Origin of the sequence: Nitrospira sp., from assembly GCA_024760545.1 — a bacterium.
GTDB lineage: Bacteria > Nitrospirota > Nitrospiria > Nitrospirales > Nitrospiraceae > Nitrospira_D.
Genome location: CP060501.1, coordinates 4,410,394 through 4,430,182 on the forward strand (window position 1 = coordinate 4,410,394; position 19,789 = coordinate 4,430,182).

Consider the following 19,789-nt stretch of genomic DNA (forward strand, 5'->3'; position numbering starts at 1 on the left):
ATTCATGCGCCGAATTGGATTGATTGTCAGCGTGTTAGCCATCGGGTTGGCCATAGGTGGCTACGTGTTTTTCAACGGGGAGCGCAAAGCGCCCGTCCGGTACCGCACGGCTGCGGTCGAGCGTGGACAGGTCGTTTCTGTGGTCAGCGCAACAGGGACGATCAATCCGGTTGTGTTGGTCCAGGTCGGCACGCAGGTGTCGGGGATGATCAAGAGCCTCCACGCGGATTTCAATTCGAGCGTCAAGGCTGGAGATACCGTAGCGACTATCGATCCCGAACCGTTCAAGGCTCGTCGAGAACAGGCCTTCAGCAATCTGGAGATGGCGCGTTCGAACGGAGCACACTCCAAGGCCGACCTGGCTCAGCGCAAACGCGAATTAGACCGAGCCCAATCATTATTGCCCCAGCAGTTTGTTTCGCAAAACGAAGTCGATGTCGCGCTCACAAATTTCCAAAGCGCGGAAGCGCAGGTGCGGGTTGCCGAGGCGCAGGTCAAGCAGGCAGAGGCGGCATTGAATGCGACTGAGTTGGAATTGAAATATACCGTCATTCGATCGCCCGTCGACGGCATTGTTGTTGCGCGCAACATCGAAGTCGGACAGACGGTTGCATCCAGCTTCTCCACGCCGAATCTGTTTCTGATTGCCCTTGATCTCACCAAAATGCAGGTCGATACCAATGTGAGTGAATCGGATATCGGCGGAATGACAGAGGGCAAGGAAGTCATTTTTACAGTGGATGCCTATCCTGGCATGTCATTTTTCGGCACCATCAGGCAGGTGCGGCTCGCACCCATCAATGTGCAGAATGTCGTGACCTACAACGTGGTGGTCGGAGTGGATAACAGGGAGCTACGGCTAAAACCAGGCATGACCGCCAACGTATCGATCATCGTGGCCCAGAAGGACCAAGTACTCAAGGTTCCCAACGCAGCCCTCCGGTTCATGCCTCCAAAGGGTGAGGGAAGCCGTCAGGGATCCGACGGGAGAACGGCCAAAGGGGACGGAGGAAGTCCGGTCAAGTTCGACGTTCGAACGATGGCGGCGAGAACTATCTGGAAGCCGGGAGAGAACGGGGATCTGGCTGCTCTCTCGGTGGAGACCGGTATCTCGGACGGTGTGGCAACAGAGATCCTTTCCGGTGGCCTGGTGGAAGGAGATATGGTCGTGGTCGGCATCGAACAGCCGTTCGGCGAAAAAAGGGGTAGCGAATTGCCGCCGGGGTTTGGGAACCAGCCGCAGCGTCCTCGTCCACGCGGGGGCACCTGATTTGTCTAAGGGGTGTTTCTTCAGATGTCGTCGTCCGGTGAAGAGCAATAGCTTTGACACCGAGAGGTCAGTCCCCATCCCAGCCGTCCCCAAGTTCCTGAGCCATGGTGTTCGTTCGTGACTCCCTTGATTGTGTGCGAAGACATTTGGAAGGTCTATCGCCTCGGTGATGTCGAGGTGCAGGCGTTGCGTGCGTTGAATCTCACGATTCAGCAGGGCGAGTTTGTCGCGATCATGGGTTCAAGTGGATCGGGGAAGTCGACACTGATGAACATCCTCGGCTGTCTGGATCAACCTACGAAGGGACAATACCGGTTAAGCGGCCAGGAAGTCGGACATTTGAGACCCGATCAGTTGGCGGAGATTCGGAATCGACAGATCGGTTTTGTCTTTCAGAGTTTCAACCTCATTCCCCGTACCAGTGCGTTGGAAAATGCTCAGTTGCCGCTGTTCTACCGAGGACTTTCACTGAAGGAGCAGCGTGCGTTGGCATCTGCCGCGCTTCAACGCGTCGGATTAAGCGGGCGCGAACATCATGCTCCCACGCAACTTTCAGGAGGCCAGCAACAACGGGTGGCGATCGCTCGGGCGCTGGTGACCGCCCCCTCGTTGTTGTTGGCCGACGAGCCGACCGGAAACCTGGATACGCAGTCCAGCCGAGAAATCATGGGGATTCTCGGAGGGTTGAATCGGGAGGGTATTACGGTAATCTTGGTGACGCACGAGGTCGACGTTGCCGCCTACGCTTCGCGCGAAATTGTGATCAAGGATGGGCAAATCTTGAGCGATCGAGTGACCGAGGGCCGATCACACGTCGTGGAGGCGTAAATGTGGGCGTTCGTGTGGCTGACCATTGTTACTGCGCTGCGCATCCTCGGGCGAAACCGGCTGCGCGCCGGCTTGACGATGCTCGGGATCATTATTGGTGTCGGGGCGGTCATCGCCATGGTCAGCATTGGGGAGGGAGCCAAGCGGGCCGTACAGCGTCAAATAGCCACAATGGGCACCAACGTCATCTTTATCTGGCCTGGCTCCACGACTGCGAGTGGGGTACGTGGTGCAATGGGCAGTGCGGTGACATTGACCGTCGGCGATGCGCTGGACCTGAAGAAGAAACTCCCACTTCTGTCCGATACGGGCTGGTACAAACGTGACCAGGCGCAGATCGTGTACGGCAACCGCAATTGGAATTGCGCGATTCAGGGCGCGTCGCCCAGTCTCCTCAGTATTCGAGAGTGGTCCTTCAGCAGTGGGGGCTCCTTTACTCAGGAAGATTTAGATGGCGCAGCTCGGGTGGCGCTGCTTGGGCAGACGGTGGTCGAGAACCTTTTTGATCCTGGGGAGGAACCAGTCGGGGCGGTGATTCGTATAAGAAACGTGCCGTTTCATGTCATTGGGATCCTATCGCCGAAAGGGCAGTCCCCTCAGGGATGGGATCAGGACGATGTCGTGATCATTCCGTTCAGTACGGCCGAGCGGAAAGTATTTGGAACGCTCTTTCTTGGATCGGTGACAGCCATAGTCGCATCCACGGATCGAACCGAGGATTTGCCGGACGCGACAGAACAAATTCGAGACCTCATGAGGTCTCGTCATCGGTTACAGAGTGGGCAGCCCGCAGATTTTACGATCCGCACGTTGGTCGATATCGGGCAGGTACAGGAGGGGACCAGTCAGACCTTGACGGTCATGTTGATGGCGATTGCCTCTATCTCACTGTTCGTCGGCGGAATTGGCATCATGAACATTCTGCTTGTTTCTGTGACCGAACGAACGAGAGAGATCGGCGTGCGTCTGGCAGTAGGGGCCAAGCGACGGCATATCATGATGCAGTTTCTGATCGAAGCGATGACCCTCAGCGTGGTGGGCGGCTGCATCGGCATTCTCTTTGGAATTCTGAGCGCCCGCTTGACGACGGTGATTGCCGGCTGGCCGACTATTATTTCGGGCGACACAGTTATGGTCGCATTTGCCTTTTCCGTCGTGGTGGGCCTCTTCTTCGGTCTCTATCCGGCCAATAAAGCCGCTCGGCTCAATCCCATCGAAGCGTTGCGCTACGAATAGGGTGGCGGCATCCGCAGCGAGCGTTCTTTCCTCACGTATCCATGGTGATGATTGTTTCAATGACACGCGGCTGGGACTCGCCCGGTTGGCATGAGAGATCGACGACAAACGGCGCTGGGTATTTGATTCCTTCTGACTGATGGGTAATGGTGATGATAGGTTGATGGAGTTTCTGTTGGTTGAGTTCCGTGACCACCGCCAACTCCCGGGTATTCAGCTGCACATAGCTATGGACCGGATAAATACCGACTCTCGCGATAAATGACGATAAAAATCGTTGATCGAGCCGGCCCTCCTGAGCTGCTTGGTACAAGCGTTGAAACGCCTGATGGGGGCTGAGGGGCGAAGCCCCGCCGAATCCGGTGATCAGTTCATCGTATTGATCCGCGATCATCAGGATACGCGTGCGGTCCGGTGAAAGCTGTCGTGGCGCCTTGCTCGGGTCGCGACTGTCGGTGAAATCAGTATGATGGTTGGCGATGAGATCCAAGACGGCGGGTTCAACTCCGCCTTGTCGCTGTAATGTGAGAACTGCAAGACGGGGATGTGTCTCAAACTCCTCTCGGTCGGCTTGGCACAGATTGGAAGTACTGTGAACACGGCGGACAATGGCCGGTCGAACCTGTAGGAGTCCAATGTCATGGAGCAGAGCGGCGATAGCAAGCTCCTGCAATTCCAGTGGGTTGAATTGAAATGCCTGACCGATGACCAGCGACAAGGTACAGGTCGCCAGTGCATGTCGACTGAGCGTGGAGTCACCGCTCCGGTTTTGACTCAATGCCATGAAAATGGCGGAGTCGGTGAGCGTTCTCATGACGATCGTGATTTCTTGGACCGCTTCGGCTGCTTGCTGAGGGTTGACCGTCCCTGTCTTGGCGATGGTCGCAAAAACGGATTGTACGGCTTGATCCAACTGTTGTTTGGCCTGCTTCGCCTGGGCATATTCCTCGTTCAACTGGGCGAGGGCCTTGGTTCGTTTGAGAATCGTGGAATCGGTTATCGCGGATACAGATGGGGGTGTATTCGATGATGAAAGCGGCGGGGAAGCCACTCCTCGGTCGGGATCGACATCGACCGTCTTCACCCCTGCTCGCATCAGTTTTGTGATCTGCGAAGCATCCTCAACCAGAAATGAATGGCGGAGGAAGGGTGAGCGAAACCACGGGAGGTCCAGCCCTGCGACGTACATGCCGATTTGAAGCTCGAAAATGGAAACTCGTATCTTTGCCATCGGGATGCGGGCAGTGCGTGAAACGGATTCGAAAGGAACGCCCTTCAGTATCGGTAGGAAGCGGAGATAACTGTAGCCGAGGGATTTTTACGGCAGACGGTCAGGCTGGGTGGCCAGATCAATGAAAGAGAGAGAGACTTCGATCCGAGGATCGGCTTTATCGACATGTTTGTAGAGATGGGTTTCGACGATGCGATTGTCGTTTACGCCGAGGCCTTCGCAGACGGCATCTTGGGCGATCTTGAGACCGCTATCGAGGTCTCGTCGTAATGAAGATGCAAAAAAGAACCGGATGGAAAGCGCCAGCGGTTCGGATTGAAGCCGAGTCTGGAAGGAAAGTCTGGAAGGAAACTGGGTGAACGCGATCCACACTTGTTGGCGCACCTGCGTTTTGTATGCGCGTCCGGCAGAGGATAACAAACGGCGTCCGTTCACCGTCGCATATTGATGGTTAATGCTGGGCGGGACAGGCAGCGTGATCATAAGTCTGTCCGATGTGGCGATACGCGGATGCGATGACTCCCGGACAGTGTGCATGGTCGACGGGTTAGATTTCGTCGACGCGGCCGTCTCTTTGAGAAGCGGTAGAGTTTGCGATGAGGACGGAAACCTTCGCTCCGTACGATGGGAAACTGTGCGAAGGGGTAACCTGGGTGAATAGAAATTGCGACGATGTCGGTTGGGAGGCATGGAGCTGAACTAGAGCAGGTTCAGGATCTTTGCCACGTTCTGATCATAACGGTCTTCAGTGCGAGCAATATACCGGCGCCACTCGCTTGGATTCCAAATTTCCATTTTGTGATACAAGCCGACGAGTATAATCTCTTGGTCTTCATCGACCGGTACAAGCTTTCGTAAGCGACCCGGAATCAAGATCCGCCCTGTCTTGTCGATGTCCGATGAGCCGGCTTCGGAAACGACAAAGTGCATAAATAAACGACTTTGGTCTTCATCCAGAGAAGTTCTTGTGCGTTCGAGGACTTTCTCCCATTCTTTCGTTGAGTAGATCAACAATGACTGCTCCGGCCCTCTGAGAAACATCACGGCCTGGCCTTCGGCTTCAATTTGTTCACGGATCGGTGAGGGGACGATGAAACGTCCTTTCTCATCAACCTTACACAGGTACTCGCCAGCGAACATGTCGATATCCTAATTTAGGAGTTCACGGCGGTTCGGGTTCGGTCGCGGATCCATTGCTCCAAATCCGAACGCACAAATCGCCATTCTTTTCCGAGCTTGAAGGCGGGAATCTGCCGACTCCGTAGATAGCGATAGAGCGTGCGTTGGGTGATCTTGAGGTAACGGCATGTTTCTGTCGCCGTCATCAGTTCGCTCTTTGGAGTCGTGCTCATCACTCCACCTGCCACCAGGGCTGAGAATGTGCATACTGCCTCCAGTATGTGGGTATTCTAGATATCGGGGTGGGAATGTCAAGTGAAAATGTATGACATTACATGTCAAAGGCCGTCGGTATGGTCAATTGCTCCTAGCCAGGTCCGGCATGAGTACTCGTAAATGGGCATGAGTTGGATCCCCGAATCGCTCAGAAGGGATAGGGGTGGCGAGAGAGGATGCGATCAGGGACGAGATTCGAATCCACGGTTCGCCCCAAGGTGAGAACGAATACGTCGGCAGATCCTGCTCTGCGTAACGTCTTCGCACATTCGTTCACCGTCGTACCAGTCGTGAAAACGTCGTCGATGAGCAGAACGCATCGATTGACGATTGCATCGGGGTGTTGTACCGAAAAAGCCCGGCGAAGGTTTTTCAGTCGGCTCTTCCGAGACAATGTGGTCTGGGCCGGAGCCTGAACGCTTCGGATCAGATTAGTGTACGAGACAGGAATGTTCAGATAGCGCCCTATCTGATCGGCGAGCAGCAGGGACTGATTGAATTCCCGCTGCCGGAGTCGGTCACGATGTAAGGGTACGGGCATGATCACATCCACGAAATCAAGCTGGGGAAGCCGGTCGGTCATGAGTGCGGAAAGTGGAGACGCCAGTGAGACCTTGCCCTGGTACTTAAAGAGGCAGAGGGCATCCTGGAGCGGAGATCTGTAGGGATACAGAGTCCAGGCCCTCGTATAGGAAGGCGGACGCTCGGCACAGGATTGACACACATGGTTCGGACTGTAGGTCGTGGCAATCGCAGAAGGAAAGGGACGGTCGCAACGAGAGCATCGGGCGGCAGGCATGAGCGAGATCGTGTTCCAGCAGTTCCCACAAAAGTGAGGGACCGGATCATCTCCCAACAGGCGACCACAGCTCGAGCAATGAATCGGTAGGAAAAGCCGTATTGCACGGCGCATGAGACATATGACCAACTCTGACATTCGTCTGGCCATCGACTGACCGCGATCATTACCAAACATCTATTTAGGGTGAAATACCTCCCTGTGTCAAGGTTGTGGCCCTCTGATTCGTTGTGTTATAGGAATAAGAATTGCTGGGGAGAACGGTCTGTCTTTGGAGAAGACGGCATCGATATGGTGACACTGAGGCAACTTTCGAAAACTTATTTGCGCGGCGAGGCTGTAGTGACGGCCTTGCAGAACGTGAATTTGAAGATTCAGTACGGTGAGTTCTGCGCATTCGTAGGGCCCAGCGGATGCGGGAAAAGCACCCTCCTAAACCTTGTTGCGGGCCTGGACATGCCGACTTCTGGGGAGATCGTGCTCGATGGACGATCCACCACAAACCTGACCAGCTACGAATGGACCAAGATCAGGCGTGAAACCATCGGGATCGTCTTTCAAGCCTTCCATTTGGTTCACGGCTTGACGGCTGAAGAGAATGTCGCGCTGCCCTTGATGCTGCGAGGTGAACAGGGAGGGGACATCGAAAAACGGGTGGACGAAATGTTGAACAAGGTTGGAATGAGTCACCGTCGCCGGCATCGACCAGCCGAGCTATCCGGTGGAGAACAACAACGAATTGCGATCGCGCGCGCGCTGGCGCATCGACCGCGTCTCTTGCTGGCTGACGAGCCGACGGGAAATATCGATTCTCATCAGGGAGCGGACATTATGACACTTATTCGGGAATTGGCGGAATCCGGCGGACAGACCGTTCTGCTGGTGACCCACAGCTCGCAGGCGGCGCAATCCGCCGACTATACGTGGACCATGCGGGATGGACGGCTGGTCTCGCGTACCGAACGCACCACTGAACTGGTCGCTCCGTGATGAATCTGTCTACGACCATAGCCGGTGTCACCTTTCCCAGCTGTTTCATGAACGCAGCCGGCGCGTTGTGTGTGACGCGCGACGAACTTGTGGCGTTAGCCAAGTCCGGTTCAGGAGCTATCGTCACCAAGTCCATGACGATTGACGCGCGCCAAGGGAACCCTGAGCCCCGGTATTATGGGTTTCCAGGAGGATCGATCAATTCGATGGGGCTCCCCAATCTTGGCTACAAAGCCTATGCCGAACTAATTCCCCACCTCAAAAGTTTCGGAAAACCCGTCATAGCCAGCGTGGCCGGACTTGGCGAAGACGATTTCCCCACGATCGCAGAGGTCATCGATGCAGCCAAGCCGGATCTCATCGAGGTCAATCTCTCTTGTCCGAATATTCCCGGCAAACCGCAAATCGGCTACGACCCGGAAGCGTCTGAGCGGCTCCTGAAGAAAGTCCGCCGAAAGATTACGGTGCCGATGGGAGTCAAGCTGCCCCCCTACTTTGATCCGGCGCATCATGAGGTCATGGGTGCGGTGCTTGGGCGGTGTGGAGTGGATTTTCTCAACATGATCAATTCGGTCGGCAACGGTGTGGTGATCGATCCGGAACGTGAAACCGTCGTGATTAAGCCGAAAGGTGGATTCGGAGGGTTAGGAGGGCGACTGATCAAACCGGTCGCGCTGGCCAACGTCCGGGCCTTCTATAAATTGTTTGAGGGGAAGATGCCGATCATCGGCACCGGCGGGATCGTCGAGGGTGTTGATGCCTTCGAACACTTCCTGTGCGGCGCGTCAGCCGTTCAAATCGGCACGGTGCTGGTGGAAGAAGGGCTGGATGTCTTTGCCCGACTCGAAGCGGAACTGGCCGCTGTGTTGACGAAAAAGGGATATCAATCGATCCAGGAGTGCCGAGGGCGGCTCAAAGAATTGTAGGCTTACTTGGCGCCGAAATTGCGCGGTAATAGGTTCTGCTGCAGTGCCTGACGCAGGAGCTGGGCGACGTTCCGAACATTGAGTCGGCGCATCAGGTTGAAGCGATGAACTTCGACCGTCCGGACACTGATGTCCAGCGAAGTGGCAATCTCCCGGTTGGTATGGCCGAGCGCGACCAATCGTAGGATCTCACGCTGGCGGGGAGTGATGTGGAGCGCGGATTTGAAGCGGCGATCGGCCTGGTGGAATTGCAGTGTCGCGGTATCCTGCTTTTTTGCCATCGGTACTCCTTATCGACGTTAGTCGGCAGTCTAGCAAACGAGAGAAATCGTGTAAATGAAACTGCCGATATATGCAAATGCCATCGTGACCTACAATCCTTCGCAAGGCACCAAATGAAGCCATTTCTGCGTACCGCGTTTCTCCTCGAAATCAATGCCCACGTTCGCTAAGGTTGTTGCGCTTCTACTGCTTTCCCATCTGAGGCAGTGGCCGTTACGTACGCTGCTGACGATCGTCGGAGTGGCGCTTGGGGTGTCGGCTTCCGTGGCGGTGCGGACCGCCAATGTCGATGTGCTGCGTTCATTCGAACAGGCGGTGCTGACAGTGGCGGGTCCGACCACTTTGGAAGTGTCGGGAGACGAGACCGGACTGGATGAACAGTTCATAACTCGTATACGAACAGTCACAGGTGTGACCTCGGCATCTCCGGTCATTCTGCAAACGGCGGTTCGAGTGAATGAAGACCAACCAGACCACGCGACACAAGTGTTAGGGCTCGATCTTCTGGCCGAATTCAATTCACGTGGATTTCGAGTAAACCAGCCGACGACGGAAAGCCGGCTGATGGACATGATCCATCCGCAGTCCGTGTTTTTGGGAGCGAAGCTGGCGACTGAGTGGAATCTGTCGGTCGATGACCACGTTGATTTTCTCATCGGGCCAGGTCGTCTCACTTGTCGGATTGCCGGAATTCTTCGAAGCGAATCAGACCGGAACTCGTCGTGGGAGCGCATGGCCGTCATGGATATCGCCGCGGCGCAAATTACGTTCGGCATGGTCGGAAAGGTGGATCGAATCGATCTCGTGACCGACACGAATATGTCCGTCGAGGAAGTGGCCGAAAGGATTCGAACCGTTCTCCCTCCGCACCTCACCGTCGAACGGCCCGCGAACCGGACGAAGCAAGTGGAGCAAATGGTGCGTGCGTTCCGCCTCAATTTGACGGTCCTGAGCTGGGTCGGGCTCTTGGTCGGGATGTTCCTGATTTACAACACGATGGCGTTTGCCGTTGCACAGAGGAGACGCGAGATCGGAATCTATCGGGCCATCGGGATGACTCAGTCGCGGGTGGCGGCTCTGTTCTTGATGGAAGCCGGCTTGTTCGGATTCTTGGGAGGAACCGTCGGAAGTGTGGCGGGGATGGTATTGGCTCAAGAGCTCATTGCGCTGCTCAGCCGAACCATCTCGGATCTTTACGTACCCGTGGGCGCCGGCGAGAGTGGCCTGCTCTGGACAGCGCAATTTTGGAACATCGTGCTCGAGGGGATCATCATCGGCTGTGTGGTCTCTATGATCGGTGCCATCGGTCCTAGTTTGGATGCCAGCCGCACTGCAACGGTGCGCGCCTTAGCTCCCGGTGATTACGAAGCCAGCCAACAGTTGCGGGTGGGAACCCTTGGCATCATTGGACTGAGCTTGCTCGCTCTCGCAGGACTGTTGAGTTGGCCCGGACCCATTCGCGGGGTTCCTCTGTTGGGATATACGGCAACATTGTGTTTGCTGGCAGGGCTGGCCTGTTTGGCGCCGATCTGTGTGACCGGGTGGCGCCGTCGCCGCCGATACGTGGGGCGTGAATTCAGCCCGCGAGGAGTCATGAGAGGGATTGCGGTGGAGCATGCATCTCGCAATCCTGGCCGCAACGGAGTCACGGTTTCCGCCCTAATGGTGGGACTCGCCATTATGATTGGGGTGCTGGTCATGGTGCGAAGTTTTCGACATACAGTGGAGGTATGGGTCACCGATACAGTCCTGGCTGATCTGGTCGTGGCGCCGTCGATGTGGTTGCGCGGCACGGAGATCGGCAGCGTGGGGCGGAGTCTCCCACCCTCGTGGTTGGACGTGTTGTCCGCGACTCCCGGCGTGGCGGCGGTGGATAGTTACCGTGATGTGCGGGTGGAGGTCAACGGCCACCGCGTGGCCATCGTATCACGGGATTTGCGGTTGCATGCTCAGTGGAGCCGGTATCTTGTACGGAATGGAGATTCCTCCGAGCAACTCAATCGGGCTGCCGATATCGGAGGTCTCCTTGTTTCCGAGGTATTGGCCGACCGGCTGGGCGTGCAGGAAGGATCGACACTTGGAATCATGACGCCGAGCGGCGCCAGACGATTTCCTATCGTGGCGGTGTTTTATGATTATTCGACCGACGGGGGCAAGCTCCTCATGGATCGAGCGCTCTATCAGTCCTTATGGCACGATGAATTGATCACGGTATTCCCGGTCTACTTGAGCGCCGGATCGAGCATCGATTCTGTGAGAGAAAAAATTACGGAACAATTGAGCGGCAAAGCCGCCGGAAGGCTCCCTCCGCTGGTGATCAGCAATGCCGAGCTCCGCAAAGAAATTCTCGAAATCTTCGACCGCACATTCTTGCTGACCTATGTGTTGGAAGCTATCGCCGTCGTGATCGCGATGTTGGGGATCGTCAATACGCTGATCACGTCCATCCTCGAACGGCGCCGGGAGTTTGCGACCTTACGGGCCATCGGCGGCAGCTCAGAGCAAATTCGGCAGCTTGTGCTCTGGGAGGCGGCCTACCTCGGTGCCGTAGGAATTGCCTTAGGTCTCGTTGGAGGCGGGCTACTTTCTCTGTTACTCATTAAGGTCATCAACAAGCAATCCTTCGGGTGGACGATTCAAATGATCGTCCCCATCGGCGCTCTGGTTCAGGCGGTGGCTCTCGCAGCAATTGCCACGTTGGTGGCAGGCTATTTCCCGGCCCGGTGGGCGGCGCGGCAACCGGTCATAGAAGGGTTGAGGGAGGAGTAGTGTGTGCAGTGCGAGCCGATAACGGACAGCGTCAGCTGAATTTCCAGATGGCCGTTGCGCGGTTCCCCAGAGCATGTCATGTCTCAGAGTCCCGGCCATACTGCTTCAATATGGATTGAAGGTCTTCAGGAACGGGCATGGACTGAAACGGAGGCACTCGGGCTCCGCCAGGATTGCCTATCGGTACCCAAATTCGTGAGAAAAGCAGTGCTCCCAGGATTCGTGGGATCTGACCGGTGATCTCAACGAAATCCCGGCGTCTCCATCCCACCTTGAGCATCCACCAGTGGGCTCTCGCGTGTTCTACAGGAAAGGATTGTCCCAAGATATGTGCGCGCTCAAGTTGGAAAAATGCAAGCTGGAGGTCTCCAGTGTGGTACTGAGTGACCGCTTCCGTCATTTCTTTCTCATAGGCTTGTTGGAGCACGGGATGCATGCTGATTTCCCGGCAAATGGAGTCTCTCACTGTACGCTACAAACGAATCAGAAGCCAGGGTGTCACGGAGAGAAAGAAGAATGGCTGAGCCAACGACGCAGCTCGGTTGCGCCCCGGCCACTCGCAATAGGATGATCAACAAACAGTCCAAGCGAGCACCTCGAATCCTGCCGTAGAAAAAACACTGGAAGGGGTTAGCAACGGGGGAGGACTGAAACCTATTCGAAGGGAAAGCCTCCGAACACGATTGAGGGATTATAAGGCCATAGCGCGGGAAGAGGTCTACATCGGTTGGAATCGGCTAGACCTCACATTCTGAAAAGTCGCCACGGAGCGCCTTCAAGGTATATTTTTCGCGATCGATTTCCTTTCGGCTGCGGACTCCAAGGCGACGCAGAAGGGGAAGCGGCGGACACCACCCCTCCACAGCGTGCTGAAACAGAAACGGCAACACGAGGCCGGGAAGGATGAGCCACTTTCGACTACGGGTGATGCCTAAACAGAGACCGGAAAAGGCGAGGGCCGATGCGTTCAGCTCAAGCACGCGTTCGATATCCCATTCCCGGTCGAGCTCTTTGATTCGGCTAGTCAGCTCCTTCGCAGTGCTATTGGCATACTTCTCAACACGTCTTTGCGTCTCAAGATCCAACCGTCGGTTAACTTCCGGTGCCGTGTGTGCGCGAACACGATCATGGGTGTGTGTGGTCATCGTCGCCTCGGTCGGTTGAGGGTTTTACAAATATTGTCAAAGAAACAACATGACATTCAGACACAGCAATCAAAACATGACCCACCTGATTGTCCCGTTGCGGGAATCATCGGGGGATGTCCCGATTCCCATGGAACGGATATGGGTTTGGCGTAGTCGGGGTACATAAGTAGGTCTTCGATCGGTGCAATCGCCATTGCCACCTCCTTCTGAGTGCTGAGGGCAATGATGCTATATGTTAGATGGATGATGTCTGGTACGAACCTGGGAATAGCCCCAGAATGGATAGAGAAGGGGCCAATAGTGCACAGGAATGGAGCGAGGGCATAAAAATATGTGCGTCGACGAATACCTTGGCCGTCCCGTGTTGGCGCAGTGTTCAGGCCAGATCTACTTGCCGGTCTTCAGTCTTCCACGTGTTCCGTTGCGTTCCTCGGGGATCGATGGTGTTCCTGTCGCGATCTTTCCATGTTCTGCACCCTCTCGAGCCTGTCTGGCTAACTGCTCATAGAGGGCATGCACTTTATCCATGTCTTCCTGGGATAACTCCTCCAGATCCAGCATGGCATTGTGTGCCCCTTTCGTGCACCGAATGACTTCATCCAGCTTCAGTTGAGTCGCGGTACTATCGCGATTCTGCGTATTCTGGATAAGGAAGACCATGAGAAACGTCACAATGGTGGTACCCGTATTGATGACCAGTTGCCAGGTGTCGCTGAAAGCGAACAGCGGGCCGGTGATGGCCCATGTCACGACGACAATGAGCGCGACGCCAAAAGCACCGGAGGTGCCAAGCGTCCGAGAGCAGATCGTCGCAATACGAGCAAACATCTTGGTTTGTCTTGCGAGGTTGGCATCAGATCTCATATTCCCCACTATGGCTAGTGGAGAGTGTCATACCACTAGGACTGTCCCTCGGTGAGGAACTTGCCTGAGAAGTAAAAGTGGAATGCGAGTAAGAGTATGTGTCACGCCATCGGCCTGTGAAATGCGCTACCCTTTTACTCGTTAGCCCTTCACAATACAGTGGATTTCCTAGGTTGTGAGTATTGAGGAGGAAGTTCTCTCTTCGATATGGCGGCAGCAGTGGAGGTATTCACAAGAAACGGACGTTAGGCCGGATCCTCACTCTGAGCAAGGAAGGTCCGAGATACTCAATCACCGCTTCGTACAATGAAGCAACGTTCCGACATTTCCAGTCGACAAGCGGTTCCCCGATTTGGATGTCTTCCTCTGGCCTACTTCCTCTTTGTCTTACAGTGCTATAGAGTGAATAGAGGAAAGAATGTGTTGGGGAGATGTGAATATGAGCTTCCCCTGTATGCTTGCATTCTGTAGGGCGCTCTTTTCCAGCGCCATCCATCCGAATAGAATCATTCCCCTGCAGAGGGGAGGAGAAATGTCATGATTCGAGATATCCTAAAGCGAATGTCCTACAGCGTTATCCTAGTTGTCCCACTATGCGCGACTCTTGGGTGGGCGGCTGAGGATGAGGTTTTCCACAAATTGCTGGAAACACATTCATTGAAATGTAAATTTTCCATTGTGTCCCAAACCTATTGGGAGGACGGCAATGTGACGATCAAGACTGAACCTGAAAAGGATTTTCTCCTTCATTTCGATAGCATTGATATTCAGAGCCACCATGCTCGATTGTTAGGCAATCTAGGGTCATCAGACGTTAGCCTTCTTCTAACTAGTGGGTCGCTTTCTTTTCTTGAAACCACGTCCAATGGGGGCGTTAATCTCACGACCATCTTTCCAACCTATCGACGCGAATCACGCGAGTTCATAGCCGTTTCATCGCGTCACCTCTCAGTATTCGGACCGTTTCCAAGTCAGCATCATGGCAGTTGTCAGGTTTGGGAAGGACTATAGCGGCCCTCCGTTTGCTTTCCGAAACGCACACGACACATGAGTCTCGACGTTAAGCCACGTGACGGGGTGTCCCGATTCATGACGCAATCGGCATGAGATTGCCGGATGTCATGTATGCCAAGACTAGGAAGGTGCCCAGGTCATGCATAGGCCTCCATGCCTGTACACTAGTGTAGAAGATCTAGACAACGAGGAGGCATCATGATTTCCATTCCAAGAGATATTCGAGCCAGAAGCGTATTGTTCCTGGGACTAGCCACAATCCTACAGATTGGTTGCATGGGTTCGCGAGGAGACAAGATTATCAGTGGCCCATGCGACATACCACCTGGGCAAAATGCAATGCGAGCCGAACAAAGCGCCATGCGGGGAAGCCATCTGATATCTGGTGAGGTACTACGTGTGGACGGCCCAACTTATGTGCTCAAGGATGAGAGCGGAAAAGAAGTGAGCGTGCAGACCGATGAAGCAACGGAGAAGCCTCCCATTAATCAAGGAGACCGCATTTCTGCCAATGTCGATACTCAGAATCATGCCCTGTGGATTCGAGCGAATAGAGGAACCGATCGCCGAACCGAGCATGCTTCGGCTGACTGCAAACCGAGTTAGGATGCGCCTCTATCTGCCATGGTATCCGTGAACATCTCCTCGCCGGCCGTCTTTCGCTGGAAACTCTACTGGGGGGTTGTGTGAATCAAGTCTCGCACGAACCAGGGAAGTCACGAGCACAATAAAGAAGCTGAACATCCGATCATACAATTTAGCGAATACGCCAGTGTTCCTTGCCAGGAGGAGTGGAGAGGCAGCTGGGGGGGTGGCGATGCGGCATGATTAGGACGACGGCCAGGAGCGCACCATCGAGAAGGCAACAGATGAAGAGGGGCTATGAGTGGTGAACGTATCGACCCACCAACCACGCATGAGTATAAGGGACGCATGATCTCGTTGGTTCCTCAGCAAGGCGAAGATGGAACATGGCGTTGTCATTATGTATTCATTCGTTTCTCGCCGATACAATCGGCCTACATCACGAACTATCCTGATGGCGCCTTCACGACTTGCCAAGAATCAGAAGTAGCTGCCCTGCAAAAAGTAAAAAATCTCATCGATTCCGTGATCCAACGGTGATCCGGATCGAACGGGTGACCCGCGGCTTCTGACCCTTGATCACCCGTCAGGGGCAAACGCAGTGAGGCAATCTTCCCTTCTCCACCCGCTGGATCAAGAAAGCGACGAACAAAGCCATGGCCAGCTAAGGTCTTGGTAGGTTGTCAGAGCACACTCCTGTAGTCATAACCATTGATATGCGTCACGCCAATTCCTGGAACTAGTGCTACAGGCCTATCTACACCTCTGTTGCAAAAGGCCCCCACAATGATCGGCTTCAACGATTCTTCTGCCATTTTCCTCTGAAACACACTCGAATTGCAGTGGCACTCCTCTTGCTGCAGCTCACTTATGTGAATTGCGAGCGTCGGTATATTTGCAGCGACTAGGTTTTGTTCACGGGAAGCGACGATTATGGCTAACACAACGACTGTGTTGATAGTTGAGTGTGATCGAGACATGCGCCATCTGCTCCATGATGAATTCTGGAGCGCAGGTTATCGGATTCGCGAAGCCCAGGATGGCGAGGAGGCCCTTCGTGCGGTGCTGGAAACGCCTCCCGATATTATCTTGACGGACCTCCACCTGCCCGCAGGAGCAACGGACTATATTTCACGATTACACAGAATCGCTCCGCAGTGTCCCATTCTTGTCATGACGGCTTTCGGCGGAGCTCAAGTGAGAGACAATGTAATGCAGGCCGGGGCAAGCGCCTATTTTGATAAGCCCGTGCGTATCTCCGATATCAGAGCTAAAGTTGAGGGGTTACTCTTCAATTCGAATTGGAGAGTTTGTGATGGCAATCGGCAATGGTAAGAACGGGATGCCGCTGTATCGCACACCAGGATCGGAAGCATTCCTTGAGAGTCTGAAACCTGATCATAGCTGAGCGAGTAGATAGTTCTGCCACAGATTGGTCAGTGGTCTACGCGTAGAGTACAAATTCACGCTTCCGCTCAGATGCTGGCCCATCCACCGTGCGTGCGAAGCAAGGCCCGGGGATGGGCGCACATGATGTCGAACATATCTGTCGCTAAACACCGGATTGAGGCATAACAACATAATCCGATGAAGGGATGTTCGGCGATGACTGCGGTCGCATGGCGCTCGTAGCGCATAAAGGCCTGGCGACGCTCTTCAGACAGAAACTGTCCCGGTCCGCCCACGGCACGAACCCCCGTATAGCCGAGTTGGCGAGCCATGGCCGGTAAGGCGGTCAGCCGATCCAGGGAATCATCCACATCGAAGGCGCCATCACCGTACCAGTCTTCCGCAGACGAGATGTGCAGCTGCTTCTCGGCTTGCAGCGCTGGACCGTGAAGGCCGTGATTGGACAGTTCATCAAGGGCCACCAGAACGGTCAACGGGGGCGGAAGCACCCAGACGCACAACTCGCGTTCCGCTAAACCGGCCTTCAGGAAGGAAGCAGTAACTCGCAGAAATTCTGTGGGCCGCCGATAGAACAGACAGAGATGCGATCCCAAGGGAATGTCATGAATGCCACGAATACCACTGGCAGGCATGGGGGTACCCTCCTACGTCATACGTGGATGTCTCTAAATCCTGTGTTGTGTCGCCGAGAAGGAGTTGATGAACCCAGAGTGGGCAGGATCGTTCGGCCATCGAGTGGCTCACTACGAAGCTTAGTGGGTTAGACCTGCCTGGGACATGTTAAACAGCCGGTCTAAGCCGGTTTCCTCATGTCTATCGAATAATTCTCGCACTAAGCAGAACAAACAGTACGTCCCGGATTTACTTCTCGGTTTCTCGTAGGACACAAACCACCAAGCATCCTTGGATACGCAAGAATAATCTCAAAGTGTCTCATTTTAGGCTAGGAATACTCCTAAGGTCCACCGCCCCGTGGCAGTCGGCCTTACATCACGATAGGCTAATCACTCGGATCGTCCTGGTCTTTACCGAACAGTGCGGGAAGCCGCTTGGATATGTTCCTGAAGGCCTCCGCTTCCTCATCCGTAACATCGCCCAGTTCCAGAACCCTTGGACTGGCCAAAATATAGTCTCGGCCGCTGTGCCGGTAATCTTCGTGATCACCTCATAGGAGCCTACAATTTGGATGGTTACAATGGTGAGGCCGATGGGAATGACGAGGGTCCAGAGTGGGACCAGAAGGAGGAGATTAATCCCTGCGGCGATGCGAGAATATCCGTCCCCGCGTTGAGAGTATTGGCGACCATCAAGGCCTCGACGATGGTAGAGAGAAGGGCTCGAGGATAATGATCCCGCAATACCCCCGCGATCCCGTGTCCACTCACCATCCCAATTTTTGTGCACGTGAACTGAATGGACGCCACTAATGGAATGGTCAACCAGGCGGTCCGGAGTGTCGCATACCCGAAGGACGTCCCAGCCATGGCATAGGTCCCGATGCCTGAGGGATCATCATCGGAGGCCCCTGTTACCACGCCCGGTCCGAGCGCTTTGAGTACCTTTTTGAGGAGAGTCAGAGTTCCGAGGAACGCGCGCGGGTCAAGGGTTCATCCCCTGGTTATCTGTCTCGCCTTCGATTCTGCGGAGCTCAGATTCCCATCCGGCCTTCACAGTCATCTCTCGAATCAGGACCTCAAGCTCTTCGTCAATGAGGCGCAACGAAGCCTCAAGGGTTTCTAGCATGGAGGCCCGCGCCCGCAGCTCAGGAGCTGAATAGTGACCGCCTGCGCTGAAAAACAGGAGACGTCGGTGTGCTTCGTCTTGAGAATCCCGCTCCCCCAACCGTCCTTTCTGGCGCCAGCCATTGACCACTTGCGTGCGGGGCGAGGCATCGTGGGCAGTCGGCGACCGATGGAGATACCGCCATAGAATCGGGGAAAAGATCTGGGGCTTGTCGGGATCCTCCCAGAGTTCTCGGAGGATATTGCGCTCGTGTTGGAAGTCCACTTCGGATTGAATAAAGAGGGCGGAGACGCCGAACCACGAGGCGAGCACCCCTCCTCCCAGCGTGGCGGCATCTGCGCCCACCATCGCACCGGCGGCAAGGCCTATTCCGCCGGTGACAATGCCGGCGATTCCTCCTACGACAATGGACGCAATGGTGAGCTGCTTCACCCGCCTCCCATCGACTTCGTCAATGCGGTCCGCCAACTGGTCGGCTCGATCTCGTTCGCAGACGATTTCCGCGGTGGCCGAATTCACCTCGAGCATGGCCAGTTGAATCTGCTCCATCAGCTGTAAGCGACGAATAACCACATTCAACGTGGACCGGGGCGTCTCAGTATCCAGGAGTGCATTTAGGAGGGGCACTGCCTCGATGGTCTCGGCGATTCGACGCGCAACCGGACTTATCTGCTCCTTGACCCGTTCGGATGGCTCCACGCGCACCGTGGGTTTGACGTGAACCGGAGCCCGATTCGGACGTGTCTTGGCCTCTTCCGGTCCACAATGCTGGTTGTATTCCGTGGCCACGCCTCGTTGAGTGGATGGAATCAGCGAAGAACATCCAGCGGCGGAAAATACGGTCAGGGTCATGAAGGCGATGAGTCGAGAAGAGTAAGGAGCAACGATCATGGAATGCGTATCGGAAGTGCGTTTCAGTCAACTCTCTCTACTGATACCTTTCTAAGGATGAGTGAGGTGCTAGGACTCACCCTAGTATGCGGGCCCCTCTTTACGCGCACCTCGTGTCCGGCATCAATATATCCACGATGACCGACCGGTTGCTGATGGTGCAACGCCGGCTCCTCGCGGCTGGACTGTCGGAATGTAGGTGCAACGGTGAGCAATTCGACAAGAGGATCACTCGAAAGCCAACAACACAGACTAGATGTTTCCCGAGACCTGAGTCGTCGCACATTATCGATCTTCCCGCTCTGCCATGTCTTTTCCCAGTATTGAAATCCTTGAGGCTAGGCTACGGTATAACCAGCAAGCAAGACGGGGTCAGGTTATGGAGTCTCCAAGAGCGCAGTACCGAAA

21 protein-coding genes are annotated in these 19,789 nt (G+C 55.0%); 9 read left to right on the plus strand and 12 right to left on the minus strand.

Annotated elements, in window-relative coordinates; translation table 11 throughout:
* Nucleotides 1–4 precede the first annotated feature (4 nt).
* The 3 genes from H8K03_20985 (at nucleotide 5) to H8K03_20995 (ending at nucleotide 3,334) form a co-directional block, all read left to right on the plus strand.
* Nucleotides 5–1,270, plus strand: coding sequence for an efflux RND transporter periplasmic adaptor subunit (locus H8K03_20985; protein ID UVT20210.1), 1,266 nt, complete (start codon nucleotides 5–7; stop codon nucleotides 1,268–1,270).
* 117 nt (nucleotides 1,271–1,387) lie between these two features.
* Nucleotides 1,388–2,098, plus strand: a complete 711-nt coding sequence (locus H8K03_20990) for an ABC transporter ATP-binding protein (GenBank protein ID UVT20211.1) — start codon at nucleotides 1,388–1,390, stop codon at nucleotides 2,096–2,098.
* Nucleotides 2,099–3,334 (plus strand): ABC transporter permease, encoded by a 1,236-nt coding sequence (locus H8K03_20995; GenBank protein ID UVT20212.1) that lies wholly within the window; start codon nucleotides 2,099–2,101, stop codon nucleotides 3,332–3,334.
* Between the two features lie 31 nt (nucleotides 3,335–3,365).
* Here the strand turns inward: H8K03_20995 and H8K03_21000 are convergent, their stop codons facing one another.
* From H8K03_21000 to H8K03_21020, 5 genes are all read right to left on the minus strand, one after another.
* Nucleotides 3,366–4,565 (minus strand): DUF3391 domain-containing protein, encoded by a 1,200-nt coding sequence (locus tag H8K03_21000; GenBank protein UVT20213.1) that lies wholly within the window; start codon nucleotides 4,563–4,565, stop codon nucleotides 3,366–3,368.
* 87 nt (nucleotides 4,566–4,652) lie between these two features.
* Complete coding sequence (locus tag H8K03_21005) at nucleotides 4,653–5,048, minus strand: RusA family crossover junction endodeoxyribonuclease (protein ID UVT20214.1); 396 nt, start codon at nucleotides 5,046–5,048, stop codon at nucleotides 4,653–4,655.
* A 216-nt stretch (nucleotides 5,049–5,264) separates the two neighbouring features.
* Complete coding sequence (locus H8K03_21010) at nucleotides 5,265–5,705, minus strand: hypothetical protein (GenBank protein UVT20215.1); 441 nt, start codon at nucleotides 5,703–5,705, stop codon at nucleotides 5,265–5,267.
* A 14-nt stretch (nucleotides 5,706–5,719) separates the two neighbouring features.
* Nucleotides 5,720–5,917 (minus strand): helix-turn-helix domain-containing protein, encoded by a 198-nt coding sequence (locus tag H8K03_21015; protein ID UVT20216.1) that lies wholly within the window; start codon nucleotides 5,915–5,917, stop codon nucleotides 5,720–5,722.
* 191 nt (nucleotides 5,918–6,108) lie between these two features.
* Complete coding sequence (locus tag H8K03_21020) at nucleotides 6,109–6,759, minus strand: ComF family protein (protein UVT20217.1); 651 nt, start codon at nucleotides 6,757–6,759, stop codon at nucleotides 6,109–6,111.
* 291 nt (nucleotides 6,760–7,050) lie between these two features.
* Between H8K03_21020 and H8K03_21025 the strand changes: the two genes are divergently transcribed.
* Complete coding sequence (locus H8K03_21025; GenBank protein UVT20218.1) at nucleotides 7,051–7,749, plus strand: ABC transporter ATP-binding protein; 699 nt, start codon at nucleotides 7,051–7,053, stop codon at nucleotides 7,747–7,749.
* Nucleotides 7,749–8,675, plus strand: coding sequence for a dihydroorotate oxidase (locus H8K03_21030; protein ID UVT20219.1), 927 nt, complete (start codon nucleotides 7,749–7,751; stop codon nucleotides 8,673–8,675). Before H8K03_21025 ends, H8K03_21030 begins: the two co-directional genes overlap by 1 nt.
* A gap of 2 nt (nucleotides 8,676–8,677) precedes the next feature.
* Here the strand turns inward: H8K03_21030 and H8K03_21035 are convergent, their stop codons facing one another.
* Nucleotides 8,678–8,956, minus strand: coding sequence for a response regulator transcription factor (locus tag H8K03_21035; protein ID UVT20220.1), 279 nt, complete (start codon nucleotides 8,954–8,956; stop codon nucleotides 8,678–8,680).
* A gap of 154 nt (nucleotides 8,957–9,110) precedes the next feature.
* On the opposite strand from H8K03_21035, the gene H8K03_21040 reads away from it, so the two are divergent.
* Nucleotides 9,111–11,726, plus strand: coding sequence for an ABC transporter permease (locus tag H8K03_21040; protein UVT20221.1), 2,616 nt, complete (start codon nucleotides 9,111–9,113; stop codon nucleotides 11,724–11,726).
* 76 nt (nucleotides 11,727–11,802) lie between these two features.
* Here the strand turns inward: H8K03_21040 and H8K03_21045 are convergent, their stop codons facing one another.
* From H8K03_21045 to H8K03_21055, 3 genes are all read right to left on the minus strand, one after another.
* Nucleotides 11,803–12,162 (minus strand): DUF3703 domain-containing protein, encoded by a 360-nt coding sequence (locus H8K03_21045; protein UVT20222.1) that lies wholly within the window; start codon nucleotides 12,160–12,162, stop codon nucleotides 11,803–11,805.
* A gap of 301 nt (nucleotides 12,163–12,463) precedes the next feature.
* Nucleotides 12,464–12,871, minus strand: a complete 408-nt coding sequence (locus H8K03_21050; protein ID UVT20223.1) for a hypothetical protein — start codon at nucleotides 12,869–12,871, stop codon at nucleotides 12,464–12,466.
* A gap of 390 nt (nucleotides 12,872–13,261) precedes the next feature.
* Nucleotides 13,262–13,702 (minus strand): low affinity iron permease family protein, encoded by a 441-nt coding sequence (locus H8K03_21055; protein ID UVT22567.1) that lies wholly within the window; start codon nucleotides 13,700–13,702, stop codon nucleotides 13,262–13,264.
* Between the two features lie 1,449 nt (nucleotides 13,703–15,151).
* Here H8K03_21055 and H8K03_21060 point away from each other — a divergent pair.
* The 3 genes from H8K03_21060 to H8K03_21070 all read left to right on the plus strand — a co-directional run bounded on the left by H8K03_21060 (nucleotide 15,152) and on the right by H8K03_21070 (nucleotide 16,672).
* Entirely contained in the window at nucleotides 15,152–15,358 is a 207-nt protein-coding gene (locus H8K03_21060) for a hypothetical protein (protein ID UVT20224.1), read from the plus strand.
* 276 nt (nucleotides 15,359–15,634) lie between these two features.
* On the plus strand, nucleotides 15,635–15,877 hold the full coding sequence (locus H8K03_21065) for a hypothetical protein (protein ID UVT20225.1): 243 nt from the start codon (nucleotides 15,635–15,637) through the stop codon (nucleotides 15,875–15,877).
* 393 nt (nucleotides 15,878–16,270) lie between these two features.
* Nucleotides 16,271–16,672: a response regulator gene (locus H8K03_21070; protein ID UVT20226.1), complete on the plus strand. Its 402-nt coding sequence runs from the start codon at nucleotides 16,271–16,273 to the stop codon at nucleotides 16,670–16,672.
* A gap of 140 nt (nucleotides 16,673–16,812) precedes the next feature.
* Here H8K03_21070 and H8K03_21075 read toward each other — a convergent pair whose 3' ends face one another.
* From H8K03_21075 to H8K03_21085, 3 genes are all read right to left on the minus strand, one after another.
* Entirely contained in the window at nucleotides 16,813–17,379 is a 567-nt protein-coding gene (locus H8K03_21075) for an MEDS domain-containing protein (GenBank protein ID UVT20227.1), read from the minus strand.
* Between the two features lie 558 nt (nucleotides 17,380–17,937).
* Nucleotides 17,938–18,231 carry a divalent metal cation transporter gene (locus H8K03_21080; protein ID UVT20228.1) on the minus strand — a complete coding sequence of 98 codons (294 nt, stop codon included), beginning with the start codon at nucleotides 18,229–18,231 and terminating at the stop codon, nucleotides 17,938–17,940.
* Between the two features lie 115 nt (nucleotides 18,232–18,346).
* Nucleotides 18,347–19,381: a hypothetical protein gene (locus H8K03_21085; GenBank protein ID UVT20229.1), complete on the minus strand. Its 1,035-nt coding sequence runs from the start codon at nucleotides 19,379–19,381 to the stop codon at nucleotides 18,347–18,349.
* Nucleotides 19,382–19,789 lie beyond the last annotated feature (408 nt).